This window comes from Vibrio sp. Vb0937, from assembly GCF_033338855.1.
Genome location: NZ_JAWOTK010000003.1, coordinates 218,791 through 235,460, shown reverse-complemented (window position 1 = coordinate 235,460; position 16,670 = coordinate 218,791). Strand labels below are relative to the sequence as shown.

Here is a 16,670-nt window from a genome sequence, read left to right as displayed (position 1 = left end):
ATTTTTAAAGTAGATGAATTTTGAACGAACTTCCAGAGCAGAAAAGATTAATAGTGCTTTAAAATTAGTAATTTGTGATAAAAAAGCAGGCTTTATGCCTGCTTCAGTTAAATCTTCTTTGGATACAAAATGCCTAGAGCTTACTGAATTCTCTGTTCACCCTATATGCATCAGACGTAACATACGCTTCCATGTTACGAATTTTGCCATCAAGACGGTCAAAATCCCTTTCCAACACACTGAGCAGTTGATCAGGGCTTTGCCCTTTCTGCCAAGGCTTACTTTTGAGCGTATGCTCTTGCTGCGCTCTGATATTTTCAGAATACGTTACTGGTTGCTTTTCTAACATAAACGCCATCGCGATGTACGCTAACAATACCAAAAACGTACCACCTAACAGCGCTGCAGAAATCACTACAATACGAATCAACCAAACTTCTGCACCAAAGTAGTTGGCAATTCCGGCGCAAACACCGGAGATTTTGCCATTTACTGGATCACGATACAGTTCTCGATTATTCATACTTTCGTCTCCATGTTGGTGACTCAGCATCCAAGATGCGCTCCAATGTATCAACTCGGGACTGCATCGCTTCCGCTTTTTCAGATAGTATCTGAAGGCGCTCTAAATCTTGGCTCGACAGTGCACTATCTGTTTTGCGTTTGCTGCGATAGTGTAAGAAGAGCCATAGTGGAGCGACAAAGATTAAAAAGACAATCACTGGTCCTGCTATAAAAAATGCCGACATAAATGGCTCCTTTCTTATTTATCTTTCGATGACATCTGTTCTTTCAGTTTTGCCAACTCTTTTTCAATTTCGTCTTGTGCCTGCAACTCTGCAAACTCTTGTTCTAGCGATTTAGCATTACCAGTTTGAGCATACAGGTCTGCTTCCGCTTCCATTTCATCCACTTTACGTGAGTACTGCTCAAATTTCGCCATCGCTTCATTAGTGCGGCTAGTGTGCAGGTGTTTTTGCACATCACGACGGTTAGATGCAGTTTGGTTACGAATTGCTAGTGCTTGCTGTTTTGCGCGCGTTTCGGCAATTTTGCTTTCCAACTTACCAATCTCGCCAGTAAGCTTATCGATCGTTTCTTCCACTAAGGTTTGCTCAGTGTGGAGGCCTTTAATCACTTGCTCTAGCTTTTGCTTTTCAATTAACGCTGCACGAGCTAGATCTTCACGCTCTTTCACTAATGCTAAGCTCGCTTTTTGGCCCCATTCGCCAATTTGCTCTTCTAACGTTTCAACCTTACGAGCCAACTCTTTCTTGTCTGCAATCGCTTTAGCCGAGTTAGTACGCACTTCAACAAGTGTGTCTTCCATTTCTTGAATGATAAGACGGATCATTTTTTCAGGATCTTCCGCCTTGTCCAGTAATGCACTGATGTTTGAGTTAACGATATCTGCAAATCGAGAAAAAATACCCATAACGGAACTCCTCTTTTTTCCTATTAAAACTCGACAAGGTGGTGATTAACCTTGTGTCTCCCTGAATATATAACAAGTAACGTGCCAACTTATAATTTTCTTTTAAATCAGAGCGTTATTCATTTTGTTGTCGTTACACACTATTGTGCTATGATGTTTTTCACCAACTGTTGGTGAAATTTACCAACTCTATCCCTGAATCATGGCTCGGCTGTTAAATAAGAAGGATTTTATGAAGCAAAACCTGATTGGTGAATCACCTGCTTTTCTCGCTGTACTAGATAAAGTATCACAACTTGCACCCATTGAGCGCCCTGTCCTCATCATTGGTGAGCGAGGTACGGGTAAAGAACTCATCGCTCAGCGTTTGCATTATTTATCAAGACGTTGGGATAAACCACTACTATCACTCAACTGTGCGACATTAAGCGAAGGGCTAATAGATTCCGAATTGTTTGGACATGAATCCGGCTCCTTCACGGGCTCTAAAGGTAAGCATAAAGGGCGTTTCGAGCGTGCCGAGGGCGGTACTTTGTTTCTTGACGAACTGGCAACCGCACCACTTTTGGTTCAAGAAAAGCTATTACGTGTCATTGAATATGGTGAATATGAGCGAGTTGGCGGTCATACCGCTCTAAAGGCGGATGTTCGACTTGTTTGTGCAACCAATGCCGACCTACCAAAATTGGCAGAGCAAGGTGATTTTCGTGCAGATCTGCTCGACAGGCTAGCCTTCGATGTCATTATGTTACCGCCTCTTCGCGAGCGCAAAGAGGACATTCTCTCTTTAGCAGAGCACTACGCGATGAAAATGTGTCGTGAACTGCAACTGGAATACTTTGTCGGTTTTACCCCAAAAGCGCAGCAGTCGCTTATTGAATATGAATGGCCCGGTAACGTCCGCGAACTAAAAAACGTGATTGAACGTGCGATTTACCAACATGGTCTGAATGCTCACCCAATTGATGAACTGGTTTTCAATCCTTTTGAAACGGTTTGGCACAGCGCGCTTGGCCATAGTGCAACACAAGCAGAACAACAAGAAGAGGAAGCATCAAGCAACACCATCCAATTCCCTCTAGACTATAAACAATGGCAAGAGGAACAAGATATCCATTTACTCAATCGTGCGTTGGAAGAAGCCAAGTTTAATCAACGACAAGCAGCCGAGCTACTTGGCTTGAGCTATCACCAATTACGAGGGATGGTTAGAAAATATGGTTTGGTCGGACAAAGCTAACTTGACCGAGAGTACTCAATCAATACACGAGCTCGTGACTGCGCTCTAATTCGCATGCATTTATGGCATAACACCTTACAGTGTATGGATTTTATGTTTGGAGCGAGTTCACAAAGGTGATAAATTAGCGAGATCATTTTCGCTTGTTAGCTTTGAAAGAGTAAGATCAAACGAAACGAGCAAGATCCAATGAACATTTCATATTATGAATGCTTTTATAAGATTATCGCTGAGCCTTATTGGGATTAGCCTACTGACCGCTTGTGGCGATGAAATTGACCACAATGATATTCGCAAAGCTGGCTTTGTGTTTTGCGGACAAGGTAAGCCGACCACGTTTAACCCTCAGCTTATTGATAGCGGTATTACCGCAGAGGCTCTTAGCCCGCAGCTGTACGATACGCTGCTCACGCTCGATCCTAAATCACATCAGCCCGTGGCAAGCATCGCCGAGAGTTGGTCAGTAAATGAATCAGGGACGGAATACACGTTTAAGCTTAAACGTGGTGTTAAATTCCAAACCACGCCTTGGTTCACACCCACTCGCCCATTGAATGCAAAAGATGTGGTATTTAGCTTCAAGCGAATCATCGATGTAGACCATCCTTTTCACCAAGTAGGTGGTGGTTTTTATCCATGGTTTGCAGGGTTAGATTTTCAAAACCTACTCCAAGACGTGGTTGCAATAGATGAGCATACGGTAAGGTTTACGTTATCTCAGCCAAACTTTTCTTTCTTGGCCAATATTGCCACCAGCCATGCGGTTATCTTGTCTGCGGAGTATGGACAGCAATTGGCAGCAAAAGATCATAAAGAAGAAATCGACCAACTTCCTATCGGTACCGGCCCTTATCAATTAAAAGAGTACCAAGTGAACGATTTGATTCGATTAGAGCGTCATTCTAATTACTGGAAGTCACCAGCAAAAATGGAACAAGTGGTGTTCGATATCTCTCACAGAGGCACGGGTACATTAGCTAAACTTTTAAGAAACGAGTGTGACGTACTCTCTTCACCTATTTCGAGCCAAATACCTGTCATTCAAGAAAATGACAACCTTGAGCTGACGGCTACACCAGCTAACAACGTTTCCTTTATTGCGATAAACACAGAAACCACCGCGCTGAGTGATGCTCGAGTTCGCCAAGCTCTTAACTTAGCGATCAACCGTCAAAATATTTTAGATTCGGTTTACTACGGAACTGGCTCCCAAGCTTATACCTTGCTACCACCAAATTCATGGGCTTATCAAAAAGACAGCGTAAAAATTCGTTATGACCGGAATTATGCATTGGCACTACTTCGAGATGCAGGCTACGAAGACGGCCTAGAATTGACCATGTGGGTACCACTTGAACCACGTGCTTTTAACCCAAGCCCTCGCAAGACTGCGGAGTTAATCCAAGCGAATTTTGCCGATATTGGGGTTAAATTAACGCTACTGACCGATGATAGGTTTGAACGTGTGGATTTGGAGAACATCAACGATATCGATTTACTTTTAACAGGTTGGATTGGTGATACCGGGGATCCTGACAACTTTTTCCGCCCTTTATTATCTTGCGAGTCTGACCGCGTTGGCCTTAACGTGTCCATGTGGTGTAACGATGACTTCGATTTCTTGCTCGATTTGGCGTTAGAAACTCAAGAACCGCGTTACCGTTTGAACCTATATCGCCAAGCACAGAACATTTTGAATCAAGAGTTCCCGGTTATTCCTCTGGCGCATGGCGTGCAGTTCCGTGTGCACGACAAATCGCTGACAGGCTTCAAATCAAGCCCTTTCAATGCCCAACCGTTTGATAGAGTTGAGAGAATTCACTGATGTTTTGGTATACCGTTCGACGCTTTAACCTATTTATCATCACTTTGATGATCCTTACATTAGTAGGTTTTTCTCTGCTTCGCCTTGACCCTCTCTCGCACTGGGCAAACGTTGATTTTTGGTCTGGCTGGCAAACTTACTTAATCAACCTTTCTCAACTCGATTTTGGCATAAGTAAAAACGGCAATGCGATTTACGACGAGCTCGCCGTTGTATTCCCAGCCACTTTGGAACTGTGCTTTTTTGCCTTTTTGGTGTCCCTTTTGATCGGCATTCCTCTTGGAACCGTGGCTGGGATGAAGCAAGGTAAATGGCTCGATACCAGCATTTCATTCATGTCAATGTCTGGTTATTCCGCCCCAATCTTTTGGGTAGCTCTGCTACTTATCATGGTCTTTTCATTGGAATACCAACTATTTCCCGTTGCGGGACGGTATGATTTACTTTACGAAATTGATCATGTAACCGGGTTTGCCATTATCGACGCATTCATGGCGAAAGGCGAATACCGCGCTCACGCACTGCAAAGCGTTATTGAGCATATGGTGCTGCCATGTTTGGTGCTCGCTTTGGCTCCAACCACCCAGGTTGTCGGACTAATGCGCTCCTCGGTAGCGGAAGTGATGAGCCAAAACTACATCCGTGCAGCGAGAATCAAAGGTCTTTCTAACCGCGAAATCGTAACTCAACATGTATTGCGGAATGCGATACCGCCTATCATTCCCAAAGTTGGTGTTCAACTCTCGAGTATGATTACCTTAGCTATCATCACGGAGTCTATTTTTAACTGGCCAGGTATTGGTCGTTGGCTTTTAGATGCGCTAGCAAGCCAAGACTATGCATCTATCCAAGCTGGCGTGATGGTACTTGCGACTTTGGTTCTTACCGCTAACATACTCTCGGATTTGATTGGCGCGATGATTAACCCTTTAGTTCGAAAGGAATGGTATGCTAACAAATAACGTTTATCAGGAAGAGCGCATTCCAACACAGTTTGAGCGTTTTTGGCGAAGCTACCGCGCCAACGGACTAGCCATGTTTGGCTTGTGGTGCTTGGTGTTTATCGTCCTTATTACCATTTTTGCCCCCCTACTTGCACCATTTGACGCCCAAGCACAGTCAGGTGAGTTGCTTGTGCCGCCATCATGGGCTCCAGCAGGAACGGTTGATTACTTTTTGGGGACCGATGACTTAGGTAGAGATATTCTTTCGCGCCTGATTATGGGCTCTCAGCTGACATTTGGCGCTGCTGTCGCCATCACCGCAATTGCTGCCGTTGTAGGCTGTTTAATTGGCGTATTGGCAGGTATGACGAAAGGCTTACTGTCGAGTACTCTCAACCACTTGCTCGATACCGTCATGTCGATCCCGTCGCTCTTATTAGCAATCATTTTTGTGGCATTTCTAGGCTTTGGTGGGTTCAATATTTTACTCGCAATCTGCTTGGCTTTGATTCCGCGTTTTATTCGCTCCGTTTATATCGCAGTCCACACCGAAGTTGAAAAAGACTACATAATGGCAGCACGCCTTGATGGCGCTAATGATTTCTACTTACTGTGGAGTTCAATTCTTCCTAACATTCTGACGGTCATTGCCGCTGAAATCACACTCGCGCTCTCTGCTGCGATTTTAGATATTACGGCACTGGGTTTTCTTGGCCTAGGCGCACAGGCACCAAGCACCGAGTGGGGAGCAATATTAGGTGACTCTGTCGAGCTTATTTATATTGCACCTTGGACAGTGACCCTACCCGGCCTGACCATCATGTTTACTGTTATTACCCTAAACTTAGTAGGTGAAGGTGTACGTCAAGCGCTTAATGCGGGGATCGAATAATGCCGTTGTTAGATATTCGACATTTGACCATTGAGATCGAAACACCTCAAGGGTTGGTCAAAGCCGTTGACCGAATGAGCCTAACTTTGAACGAAGGCGAAATTCGTGGTCTTGTAGGTGAGTCTGGTTCAGGGAAAAGCTTAGTTGCAAAAGCGATTGTCGGGGTAAGTAAAGATAACTGGCGCATCACCGCAGACCGTATGCGCCTTGGCAATATTGACTTGCTTCAGCTTACACCAAAAGAGCGTCGGCGCGTCATTGCTCGTGATATTGCGATGATTTTCCAAGAACCTTCAACTTGTCTTGACCCTTCAGAGGAAGTCGGGCGTCAATTGATTGAATCCATTCCATCTCGCGCATTTGAAGGGAAATGGTGGGAGCGATTTAAATGGCGTAAAAAACAGGCCATCGCGCTTTTGCATAAAGTGGGTATTAAAGATCACAAGCGTTTAATGGGTAGCTACCCTTATGAACTGACTGATGGTGAGTGTCAAAAAGTCATGATTGCCATGGCGATAGCGACCAAACCAAAGTTGCTGATCGCAGATGAGCCAACCAACGACTTAGACCCGATTACCCAATCGCAAATCTTGCGTCTCTTGAGCCGCATGAACCAACTTAATAACACAACCATTCTGCTTATCGGCCACGACTTAGCGACCATAACACAGTGGGCAGGACGTATTACGGTAATGTATTGTGGTCAGTCGGTGGAGTCTGCCGATACCAGTAAAATCATTGCGGCACCCAAGCACCCGTACACCGATGCCTTGCTTAAAGCGATGCCTGACTTTAATGATTGGGTACCACACAAGCAAAAACTCCAATCCCTACCGGGCTCGATTCCGCCATTGCAGCATCTACCTATCGGTTGTCGCCTCGGACCACGTTGCCCATATGCGCAGAAACAATGTGTAGAAATTCCACACACCAGACGAATTAAGAATCATAAATTTAACTGCCACTTTCCATTGAACACGGAGAAAAAGTCATGAGTGCGTTACTTGAAGTCGATAATTTATCGAAGCAATTTGTTACGCGCTCCCGTCTGTTCAAACGTCAGGTTAATGAGGCAGTTAAACCGGTAAGCTTTACTTTAGAGCCAGGACAAACTATTGGTTTTATTGGTCAAAACGGGTCAGGAAAATCCACACTAGCTCGTATGCTTGCTGGCGTTGTTGAACCAAGCTCCGGAGAGATCCGTGTGAATGGCGAACGATTGGAGCACAAAGATTACGCGACACGCTGCAAGCTCATCCGCATGATTTTCCAAGATCCAAACACATCGTTAAACCCACGAATCCAGATTGGTCGTATTTTAGAAGGTCCGCTAAAGCGAAATACCAACATGCCGCCAGATGCGCGCATGCAGCGTGTAAAGAACACCCTGCTCCGCGTAGGATTGCTGCCTGAGCACGCCTATTTTTATCCACAAATGCTAGCTGCCGGTCAAAAACAGCGCGTGTGTTTGGCTCGTGCACTTATTCTTCAACCTTCCATCATTGTCGCTGATGAGGCGTTAAACGGTTTGGATATGGCAATGCGCTCGCAGATCATTAACTTATTCCTCGAGTTGCAAGAAGAGATGGGATTGTCATTTGTGTACGTGTCTCAGCATATTGGCATTGTTAAGCATATTACTGATAAAGTGATGGTGATGCATGAAGGTGAAGTGGTCGAGTTTGGCGAGACCAACCAAGTATTGACTCATCCCGAGCATCCTATTACTCAACGACTAGTCGAAAGCCACTTTTATAAAGCGCCAAGCCATCAAACAAAATAGCTTATCAAAGATGTAATCGTGCAAATGTAAAGAAGCCTGCTTTAACGCAGGCTTCTTTATTGCATGGGTACTAATCAAAAAACTAACGGCGGCTCGCTTGTTTGCGCAGTTCAAAATCAAACTCGTCAGGAAACAATACGACCCCTTCTTCATTTTGATTTGGGAATACAACAATCGATAGCTCGTCATCCTCTAGACCAGAGGTCCAACGGCTGTGCCACTTGTTTAAAGAGATCGCCTCAGGCTCGCAATCTTCCCAATCACCATTCGCCCATTGCAAAGCAAATTCTTCGTTTGGCCATACTGGTACACAATCATCATCTTCTGTATTTAACATGACACAGCCATGTTCGTCTTTCAGAATCCAAACCTTACGATTCGCCACAATCTCTTTTACGCAGTACTTTAAACGTTGCTCTTCGTTGTAGCGATTAATGGTATCCATCTGCTCTTGGGTCAGTTGCTCAGACATATTCGTCTCCTATTTCCCATAGAAAAATGCCCGCAGCTAGGCGGGCATTTAAAGTATATGCTAGAAAATTAAGCTAGCTCAGTTTGAAGCCAAGGCCAACCTTGCTTCTTACGGCTTAGCGTGTTTTCCATCATTAGCATGCCGTCTTTTTCGTGCTTAACAAGCTTCTCAGCCCACTCACCTTTGTATAGAAGACGAGTTTGAGCAGTCGTGATGTCTGTTAGCATTACAGCAGCGAACGCTAGGTTATCTTTCTCACAACGAGATTCTAGGTCTGCTTCTAGTGCTTCGATCATACCGTCAACTTGCTCAAGAGTTGCAAGTTCAACCTGACCAACCACTACGTCACGACCGTTGAATGGGTAACCTTTAAGGTCTTTCTCAACAAGCTCAGCCGCTGATAGACCTTCGATGTTTGTTTTAGCAATTAGAAGATCTTTAGTGAACGCGTCAACATCTTGTACGTCTGCGATTGCCGCTAGTTCAGCAACGGCATCTTTGTCTTTTTGTGTACAAGTTGGAGAAGCAAAACCTACTGTGTCAGATAGAATTGCTGACATCATTAGCTTAGCAATTTGTGGAGTAATCGCGTGACCTTCAATCTTGAACATGTTGAATAGAACAGTGTTGGTACAACCAACAGGCCAGATCCATGCTTCCATTGGGTTTACTGTCATCACGTCACCTAGACGGTGGTGGTCAACAATACCCGCAATTTCAGCTTCTGCGATATCGTCTGGTGCTTGTGCTAGATCTGAGTAATCTACTAGCCAAACGGTCTCACCCGCAACTGATGTGCGAAGCTCAGGAACTTCAGCGCCAGCAACTTCTAGGATGTGCTGAGTTTCACGGTTGATTTCGCCTTGGCGAATTGGCATAGCTTCAACGCCACGCGCTTTTAGAAGTTCAGTTGCAACGAGTGCACTACAAATACTGTCACTGTCTGGGTTCTTATGACCTACAACTAGAATCATGTTTCTTCCTATTCAAGTCAATTTTATACGCCGCCTAATACAGTTAATTAGGGCGTGTTTGCTCACAAAGGCCGATACTTTACCTGATTTCAGAGAGTTTGACACGAAGAAAAGTTCACAATGCTATTGCGAATAAATCTCATTTACATATAATGATAATTATTCCTATTTGCATTTGAGTAAACGATGAACGCGACCCAATTATTACACTCTGTACAACAGTTGTTTCAGCCTACTCAGTTTCGTTTAGCTTATAAGCGATTGCTGATCCCTATCGTCATGCTCATTTTGCTAGGCAATGAAAATACACGTGACGTAGCCGTACAGACGCTATCCGACTCATTCTGGGCGGTGTCATGCTATGTTGCTGCCACATTGGCTATTTATCATTATCTTTCAAACTTTATGTCGAAAACCAATCGAATTACCGAGCTATATCATCGCTCGCGTAATCATCAGGTTTTCTTTGCTTCTTTGTTGGGTGCTTTGCCTGGCTGTGGTGGCGCTATTGTTGTGACAACGCAATTTATTAGTGGCCGAGTAGGATTTGGTGCGATTGTCGCGGTACTTACTTCAACAATGGGTGACGCTGCCTTTTTACTTCTGGCCGCCAAACCAAGTGTTGGATTAGGCGTGGTTGGATTAGGCATTATCGTGGGTACTCTTTCAGGGTTAGTCGTTAATGCTTTTCATGCTGATAACTTTCTGCGACCAGAACCAAAAGAAGCACCTCAGACACATGCTTGTTGCCAACACCAGACAGACCGACACACACCCCTTGAACAACGTGCAATCAATCTACAAGGCGCATTTTGGAAATGGCTTATTGTGCCTGCTAGTGTCGTTGCTGTGTTAATGTCTTTCCAAATCGATATTAATCAGCTGTTGTCTTTGCAGGCCAATACCATTGAATGGCTGGGCGCTATCTTCGCGGTGATCACAATGTCGTTGTGGGCTATGACAAAAGAGCTCGGCGATTATCAGTCAACGGTCTCTGAAGATGAAAAAATCGTGGACTCACACCCGATTCAAAAAGCAGCACAAGATACGAATTTCGTCAGTGCTTGGGTGATCGTGGCGTTTCTGGCGTTTGAACTGACGACCTATTTTTCTGGACTCGACCTTGTAGAAACCTTTTCTCATTGGGGAATTTGGATGCCATTAGCTGGCCTAGCCATTGGTATGTTGCCTGGTTGTGGACCGCAAATTTTAGTCACTAGCCTATACATTTCTGGTGCAGCGCCACTTTCTGCGCAACTGGCCAATGCGATTTCTAACGATGGTGACGCCCTATTCCCCGCTATTGCAATGGCACCGAAAGCTGCTTTGGTCGCGACTATTTACTCGTCCATTCCTGCGTTTATTGTTGGATACGGGTATTACTTTTTATTCGAGTTCTAACGCTCAGAGCATCAAACGAGAAAGGAGCCGCAATAGGCTCCTTTCTTGATCTTGGTATTAGGCGATTTACTTCACGTTTTATGCTGTAACGATCGCTTTCGCATTGAGCCCTTTATCCACGCTCACCATTAACAACTGGCAAGGTTCTTGGTTTAGCTTTTCCCCTGTCCAGTAATCATACCAGTCCACCGGTTGATCAGACGTCAGCGTAAATTCCATCGCTCCGTAACTCGCATAATTAAACAAACAATGGAGGTCATTCTTCGTCGTTAGTTTTAAAAACGCGTGATTTAAACTCAAAGCGGTAAACTTTGCAGATTGCTGGTTACGTTGTTGACGTAACATGAGCTTAGACAGTGTCTTCTTAGCAAACGGCGTAATCTCAGGGAGCGGGTCACCAGACAGCAGCAAACCACCACTCGCTAATAACACCGTGCGATGAAATTCATACTCTTCTCTGGATGCAGATTGATTAGCTAATGAAGTGAACGTGGCGCAATCCGGGTCAATTTGCCACAATTTTCGATGCTGCCAACTACGGTAAAAGGTTTCTTTGGCTATCTGTTCGAATCGACGACTATGACGCTCTACATCGTCAGAAACACGCATTGCATCCACAAGCCCCAGAGATGGCCACATTGGCGCGTTGCAACCTAAAAGCCACGCATCACCAGCGCCTTTGGCAATCGCTTCCATTCCTAAGCGATACGCCTCAACGCCTGTAATACCAGATTGTTTACGAACACCTTTTAAGGTGCCCCAATAGTTCGCGTCTAGCTTGAACAACTCAACGCCCCACTCTTGTCTCATGACAGAGACTACATGCGTCAGATGGTCTTGTACTTCTGGGTTTGAGGTATCGAGTATGTACCAAGGCGTGCATCGCCAACCACCGTATGTGACATCTTCTGCTTTAAGTAAGCCACCATCCTTGTGGCGAACAAACCACTCTGGATGCTGTTTGAAGATCTCCGACTCAGGCTGTGCAATGAAAGGCGCCATCCAAATTGCCGGCTTTTTTCCTTTTGCACGGATGTTATGAATGAGCTCTTTTACGCCACCAGAAAACTTATCTGATGGGGTTAACCAATCGCCCATAAAGGCTTGATAGCCATCATCCAGAAGTACCCACTCTAGGTCTTCGAGCTTATCTTGCATACAATCTACGTTCTGCATGATGTTTTGCTCTGTCACGTCTGCGTAGTACGCGTACCACGAACACCAACCAACAGGCGTATCTTGTGTCACACCTTGGCGAACAGGATGATGCTCTGCAATCATCTCGCCATAGGTTTGATAAAGCTCGGACAGTGATTGACCGCAGAGTACCGCCACGGACTCAAGTTGATTACTTTCCCAATCCGCCACTTGAGTCAACTCACCATCAATTGCGGCTGATAAAACCCAATGCCCATCACGCAGCACAACATCAAAATAGCCTGCAAAGCGATGACATGATGTGAAGCCAAATAATGTGTAGCCCGCTGAACCTTCCACCACTAAATAGTTGTAATAACGCTTAGGGGCATCTTTAGGGTAGATTCGATAAGAAGGATTATTGTCTGGGCAGCGACCAATATCAACGGGGTGATTGATCGTTCCCGCCGTTTGCGCCAACATTTGAAAACCATCCCCAATTACGTTGGCCTCGTGCTCGTACAAAAACGGCATTTCGAATAACACTTCACGGTCGGTAAAGGTTTTATTGTGAAGACCGGCAAAAGAAAAATGTAATTGATTACCCTTGACTTCAACTTGGGAGTCATTGTTATTCACAGTGATCTCAGTGTGATTTGCTAATTGAATGCTCTGAGCCATAAAGAGTCTACTCACTTAATTATTATTGTTTAGCTTGGCGCATTATCTCCTGCTTGTTTCACCCAATTCGTTACCATCATCACGAATACCAGTCTCGTTTAACGTTATGAAGTTACTATTGAGACAACGCTCACTGAAATTTTGATAAAAAAATACCAGCCCTGAGGCTGGTATTTGGATTTATGCAAACTGCACTAATTAAGCAACTTCGATCGGACCACCAAATGAAGTGACTGGCGGCACTTTACCTGTGAACTTCTCGAAGTCTACGATACATGTGTTCGCAGAAGTCGCCTGTGCAAGCTCAGAAGAACCGATGTCTTGCGTTAGCGTGTTAGGATCACCGTAGGTACAGATTGCGCCTTCTTTCTCGTTTAGAGGACCGTACCATGCACCTTCTTCGATACGAATAACGCCACGTGGGTAGCTGTCAGTCAAAACAGCACCAGCTAATAGCTGACCACGACCGTTGAATACACGTACCAAATCACCATCTTTGATGCCTTTTGCTTTGGCATCCGCTGGGTTGATGTAAACCGGCTCACGACCTTGTACCGCGTAAGTCGCGCGGAACTCTTCAGACTCACACATCTGAGAGTGAAGACGCTTATCTGGGTGGCAAGACTGCAACCAGAATGGGTATTTATCTGAACCAGGACCACCGTGTGAACGCTCTGATTTTTCGAACCACATTGGGTGCTCTTGACAGTGTTCGTAACCGTAACGGCCGATCTTACGAGACGTGATCTCGATGAAGCCAGACGGCGTACCTAGTGGATTCAGCTCAGGGTCTTTACGGAAGTCCGCATGACGAACCCAAGGTTTACCTTCACCGAAGTCTAGTACGCTCTTCTCCCAGAACTCGTTGAATTCTGGCATTTCAAACTTACCTTCGTTCGCTTTTTTACAATCGTTGTAAAGGCTTTCGATCCATTCCATCTCGCTCATACCACGAGTGTATTCTTCGCGGCGACCAAAACGCTGAGTGAGTTCACTCATGATTTGGAAGTCAGGCTTAGATTGGAACAATGGATCAACGAGACGATGCATCGCAATCAGACCTTTGTTCGAGTATGAACCGTATACGTCGATGTCGTTACGTTCCCATTGCGTACACGCCGGTAGAACGATATCTGAGAAACGACATGTCGCAGTCCAAGCAAACTCGATCGTTACAACCGTTTGAAGTTTGTGGAACGCTTTCTTCATGCGGTTACGATCTTGATGGTGGTGCCATGGGTTACAACCCGAGATAACCATCATCTTGAAGTCAGGCAGTTTCACTTTACCGCCGTTGTAGTTGATCTCTTTGCCAGGTTCTAGCAGACAGTCGATCCAACGTGCAACAGGGATAGTACGACTGTAACCGTTAAAGTCGTTGTTGTCCCACTTAGGTTTCATACCTTGGTCAAGGTTACGAGGGAAACCACCAGGGCCCGCGAAACCAGTAGAAGGCACACCGATACTTGAGTAATGGTGACCGTAAGAGATACCACCGCCAGGTAGACCGATTTGACCAACCATTGCAGCAACCACAGCCGCTGCCCAGTATGGCTGCTCACCGTGCTCTTGACGCTGGATACACCAACCCATCAGGATCTGTGTACGGCCGCTGACTAGCATGCGTGCGAATTCACGGATCTTGTCCGCTTTCACGCCACAAATCGCTGCTGCCCATTCAGGCGTCTTCTCTACTTTGTCTTTTGTCTTACCTTGAACGTATTGAATGAACTCTTCAAAGCCGAGACAGTAAGTATCAATGAACTTCTTATCGTACAGGTTTTCGTTGTACAACACGTGTGCCACAGCGAGCATGAACGCTACGTCTGTCAGCGGGTTGATGTACAAGTGATCGTTCTCTAAGTAGCGCTGAGTTTTGTTCTTCACTGGGTCTACAGATAGAACGTTGATCTCACCTTTCGCCACTTTTTCTTTTAGTTGTGCAAGGTACTTAAACGACTCATGCGTTTCACAGTTCCAACCTACTTGAAGGTTTTTCACTGGGTCGTTAGCCCAAAGAACGATGTTGTCAGAGTTTTCTAGGATCTCAGACCAAGACGTACCTTGTGCGTACACTTCGGTTGAACCTAGCACGTACGGCATAATGGTTTGACCTGCACCCGTCGAGTAGTCACCTACTTTAGTGATGAAGTTGCCATGCATACCTACTGCACGTTGCATGTGCGCAGTACAGTTGTTGAATGAACCCGTTTGGTTCCAACCTGTTTGACCTGCATGCAGCGCCCATGGGCCGTAGTCTTTTTGAATACGTTCTAGTTCGCGATAAAACAAATCTAGCGCTTCATCCCAAGTTACTCGGATGAAACGGTTGTTACCACGAGTATCCGCGCTGTATTTGTGTTTCTTCAACCAATCTAGACGAACCATTGGGTAACGAACACGTGAAGGGCTGTAGATAATACCCTTAATGCCGTTCAACATTTCTGTTGGGTTTTTGTCTAGCTCTAGCGGCTTGATCTCTTGAACTTTACCCGCGTAGATGTGGGCGCGGAACGCGCCCCAGTGAGAACCAGTTACTTTCCAAGTACCTGTCGTCTCAACGGCATTTGCAGAGGCGGACGCCAATAAGCTAGGACCAATTACTGACGCTGCACTTGTGGTTGCTACACCTTTAAGAAAACTTCTTCGTGTAATAGCCATTTAAAATTACTCCAATCCGACGCTTATTAGTGGTGACCTTCAGCATAATCTGAAGAGTGTTTCTGTAGATACTTCAAGATCAGTGCTTCACTGTCTGTATCTAGGTTAACGAACGCCAACATACCGTCGAACATACCTGGCCAGGTGTTCGCGTCGAAGTGCGCTTCCGCAGGTTGAGTGTGACATACAGAACAATTGGTCTTGTAGGCTTCACGAGATTTTTCCCAAACAGGATTGATGTCATTCAGCATAGACTCTTTCTTAATCCATACTTTCGCCGCTACTTTTTCCCAAGGAAGGCCTGTTAGCTCATCCACTTTTTTCTCACCAGTCGTCACAATGTTGCTGTCTGTTGCTGCTTCTTTCATCAGAGACGCAGTCGCAATGTTCTTACCGAAGTCTTCTTGAATTACACGACCAAAACCTTTTGCTTTGCGCCAACCGTCGATTTCGATTTCAACGAACTCGCCTTTGTCTTCAAGAACTTTAACGGTCGATGCAGGATTAAGAAGACCAGCTTCTTTACTGCCTTGCGCATCAAAGTAAATTGGTAGGTGACGAACGCTCACGAGTTGCTGACCAACGCCGTAATCCGTGTTAGAAGTCATACCCTCTAGATCACCCACGATACCGCCAATGCTGTCCATGCCTGCTGGTAGGTTGTGCGCAATACCCTTGTGACAGTCAACACAGCTTTGATCTTTCTCAGCGGCTTGCTTCATTTGGATACGAGCGGTTGGAGACATTTGCTCGAAATCCATCGATTCGTAGTTGTGACAGTTTTTACACTCCAGAGATTTGTTTGCCGAGAAACGATCCCATTCGTGTTTAGCAAGTTCGATACGACGCTCTTCGAACACACCCGGTTCGTCGTAGTTGCCAAATACTTGTGCAAATACTTCTTTAGAAGCTTGCATCTTACGAGCGATCTTATCTGTCCAGTTATGTGGAACGTGACAATCAGGGCAGGTAGCACGAACACCAGAGTGGTTTTTCCAGTGCACCGTTTCTTGTAGCTCAACGTATACGTTGTCACGCATTGTGTGACAACTAATACAGAATTCTTCTGTGTTGGTTGCTTCTAGAGCGGTGTTAAAGCCACCCCAAAAGATAACACCAGCAATAAAGCCGCCCATAGTCAGCACACCTAGGCTGATATGTACAGCTGGGCGCGTCATGGTACGCCACAGTTTAATGATTAATGATTTCATTATTTGCTCTCTTA

General features: G+C 45.3%; 15 protein-coding genes. 7 read left to right on the top strand and 8 right to left on the bottom strand.

Translation table 11 applies throughout. The features are described 5' to 3' along the window. Positions 1-133: 133 nt before the first annotated feature. From pspC to pspA, 3 genes are read right to left on the bottom strand one after another with little or no spacing between them, the layout of a single operon-like run. The gene (gene pspC / locus R7P67_RS07960; protein ID WP_318085930.1) at positions 134-523 is read right to left on the bottom strand and encodes an envelope stress response membrane protein PspC; all 390 of its coding nucleotides are present in this window, start codon (positions 521-523) and stop codon (positions 134-136) included. After that, positions 516-749 (bottom strand): envelope stress response membrane protein PspB, encoded by a 234-nt coding sequence (pspB, locus tag R7P67_RS07955; protein ID WP_238765138.1) that lies wholly within the window; start codon positions 747-749, stop codon positions 516-518. The genes pspC and pspB overlap by 8 nt, the downstream gene beginning before the upstream one ends. A gap of 14 nt (positions 750-763) precedes the next feature. Beyond that, positions 764-1,435, bottom strand: coding sequence for a phage shock protein PspA (gene pspA, locus R7P67_RS07950; protein ID WP_005378119.1), 672 nt, complete (start codon positions 1,433-1,435; stop codon positions 764-766). Positions 1,436-1,667: 232 nt separating this feature from the next. On the opposite strand from pspA, the gene pspF reads away from it, so the two are divergent. The 6 genes from pspF to R7P67_RS07920 all read left to right on the top strand — a co-directional run bounded on the left by pspF (position 1,668) and on the right by R7P67_RS07920 (position 8,119). Further along, positions 1,668-2,675, top strand: coding sequence for a phage shock protein operon transcriptional activator (gene pspF, locus R7P67_RS07945; RefSeq protein ID WP_318085929.1), 1,008 nt, complete (start codon positions 1,668-1,670; stop codon positions 2,673-2,675). 205 nt (positions 2,676-2,880) lie between these two features. Continuing rightward, positions 2,881-4,500 (top strand): ABC transporter substrate-binding protein SapA, encoded by a 1,620-nt coding sequence (sapA, locus tag R7P67_RS07940; protein ID WP_017820870.1) that lies wholly within the window; start codon positions 2,881-2,883, stop codon positions 4,498-4,500. Continuing rightward, entirely contained in the window at positions 4,500-5,462 is a 963-nt protein-coding gene (locus tag R7P67_RS07935; protein ID WP_005378122.1) for an ABC transporter permease, read from the top strand. The genes sapA and R7P67_RS07935 overlap by 1 nt, the downstream gene beginning before the upstream one ends. Further along, the gene (locus R7P67_RS07930) at positions 5,449-6,336 is read left to right on the top strand and encodes an ABC transporter permease subunit (protein ID WP_005378123.1); all 888 of its coding nucleotides are present in this window, start codon (positions 5,449-5,451) and stop codon (positions 6,334-6,336) included. The genes R7P67_RS07935 and R7P67_RS07930 overlap by 14 nt, the downstream gene beginning before the upstream one ends. Further along, positions 6,336-7,331 (top strand): oligopeptide/dipeptide ABC transporter ATP-binding protein, encoded by a 996-nt coding sequence (locus R7P67_RS07925; RefSeq protein WP_005378126.1) that lies wholly within the window; start codon positions 6,336-6,338, stop codon positions 7,329-7,331. Before R7P67_RS07930 ends, R7P67_RS07925 begins: the two co-directional genes overlap by 1 nt. Then, complete coding sequence (locus tag R7P67_RS07920; protein WP_005393308.1) at positions 7,328-8,119, top strand: ATP-binding cassette domain-containing protein; 792 nt, start codon at positions 7,328-7,330, stop codon at positions 8,117-8,119. Before R7P67_RS07925 ends, R7P67_RS07920 begins: the two co-directional genes overlap by 4 nt. A gap of 82 nt (positions 8,120-8,201) precedes the next feature. Here R7P67_RS07920 and R7P67_RS07915 read toward each other — a convergent pair whose 3' ends face one another. Both R7P67_RS07915 and R7P67_RS07910 read right to left on the bottom strand, forming a co-directional pair. After that, a complete protein-coding gene (locus R7P67_RS07915) occupies positions 8,202-8,591 on the bottom strand; it encodes a DUF2750 domain-containing protein (protein ID WP_005378129.1) in 390 nt (129 codons plus the stop codon). Positions 8,592-8,659: 68 nt separating this feature from the next. After that, positions 8,660-9,565, bottom strand: a complete 906-nt coding sequence (locus tag R7P67_RS07910; protein ID WP_017634678.1) for a manganese-dependent inorganic pyrophosphatase — start codon at positions 9,563-9,565, stop codon at positions 8,660-8,662. 186 nt (positions 9,566-9,751) lie between these two features. Between R7P67_RS07910 and R7P67_RS07905 the strand changes: the two genes are divergently transcribed. Next, positions 9,752-10,966, top strand: a complete 1,215-nt coding sequence (locus R7P67_RS07905; protein ID WP_318085928.1) for a putative manganese transporter — start codon at positions 9,752-9,754, stop codon at positions 10,964-10,966. A 78-nt stretch (positions 10,967-11,044) separates the two neighbouring features. On the opposite strand, the gene R7P67_RS07900 is transcribed toward R7P67_RS07905, so the two are convergent. The 3 genes from R7P67_RS07900 to torC all read right to left on the bottom strand — a co-directional run bounded on the left by R7P67_RS07900 (position 11,045) and on the right by torC (position 16,656). Next, the gene (locus R7P67_RS07900; RefSeq protein ID WP_262652501.1) at positions 11,045-12,784 is read right to left on the bottom strand and encodes a glycoside hydrolase family 36 protein; all 1,740 of its coding nucleotides are present in this window, start codon (positions 12,782-12,784) and stop codon (positions 11,045-11,047) included. A gap of 198 nt (positions 12,785-12,982) precedes the next feature. Continuing rightward, positions 12,983-15,445, bottom strand: a complete 2,463-nt coding sequence (torA, locus tag R7P67_RS07895) for a trimethylamine-N-oxide reductase TorA (RefSeq protein ID WP_262631775.1) — start codon at positions 15,443-15,445, stop codon at positions 12,983-12,985. A gap of 26 nt (positions 15,446-15,471) precedes the next feature. Next, entirely contained in the window at positions 15,472-16,656 is a 1,185-nt protein-coding gene (torC, locus tag R7P67_RS07890; RefSeq protein WP_005378139.1) for a pentaheme c-type cytochrome TorC, read from the bottom strand. Positions 16,657-16,670: the final 14 nt, after the last annotated feature.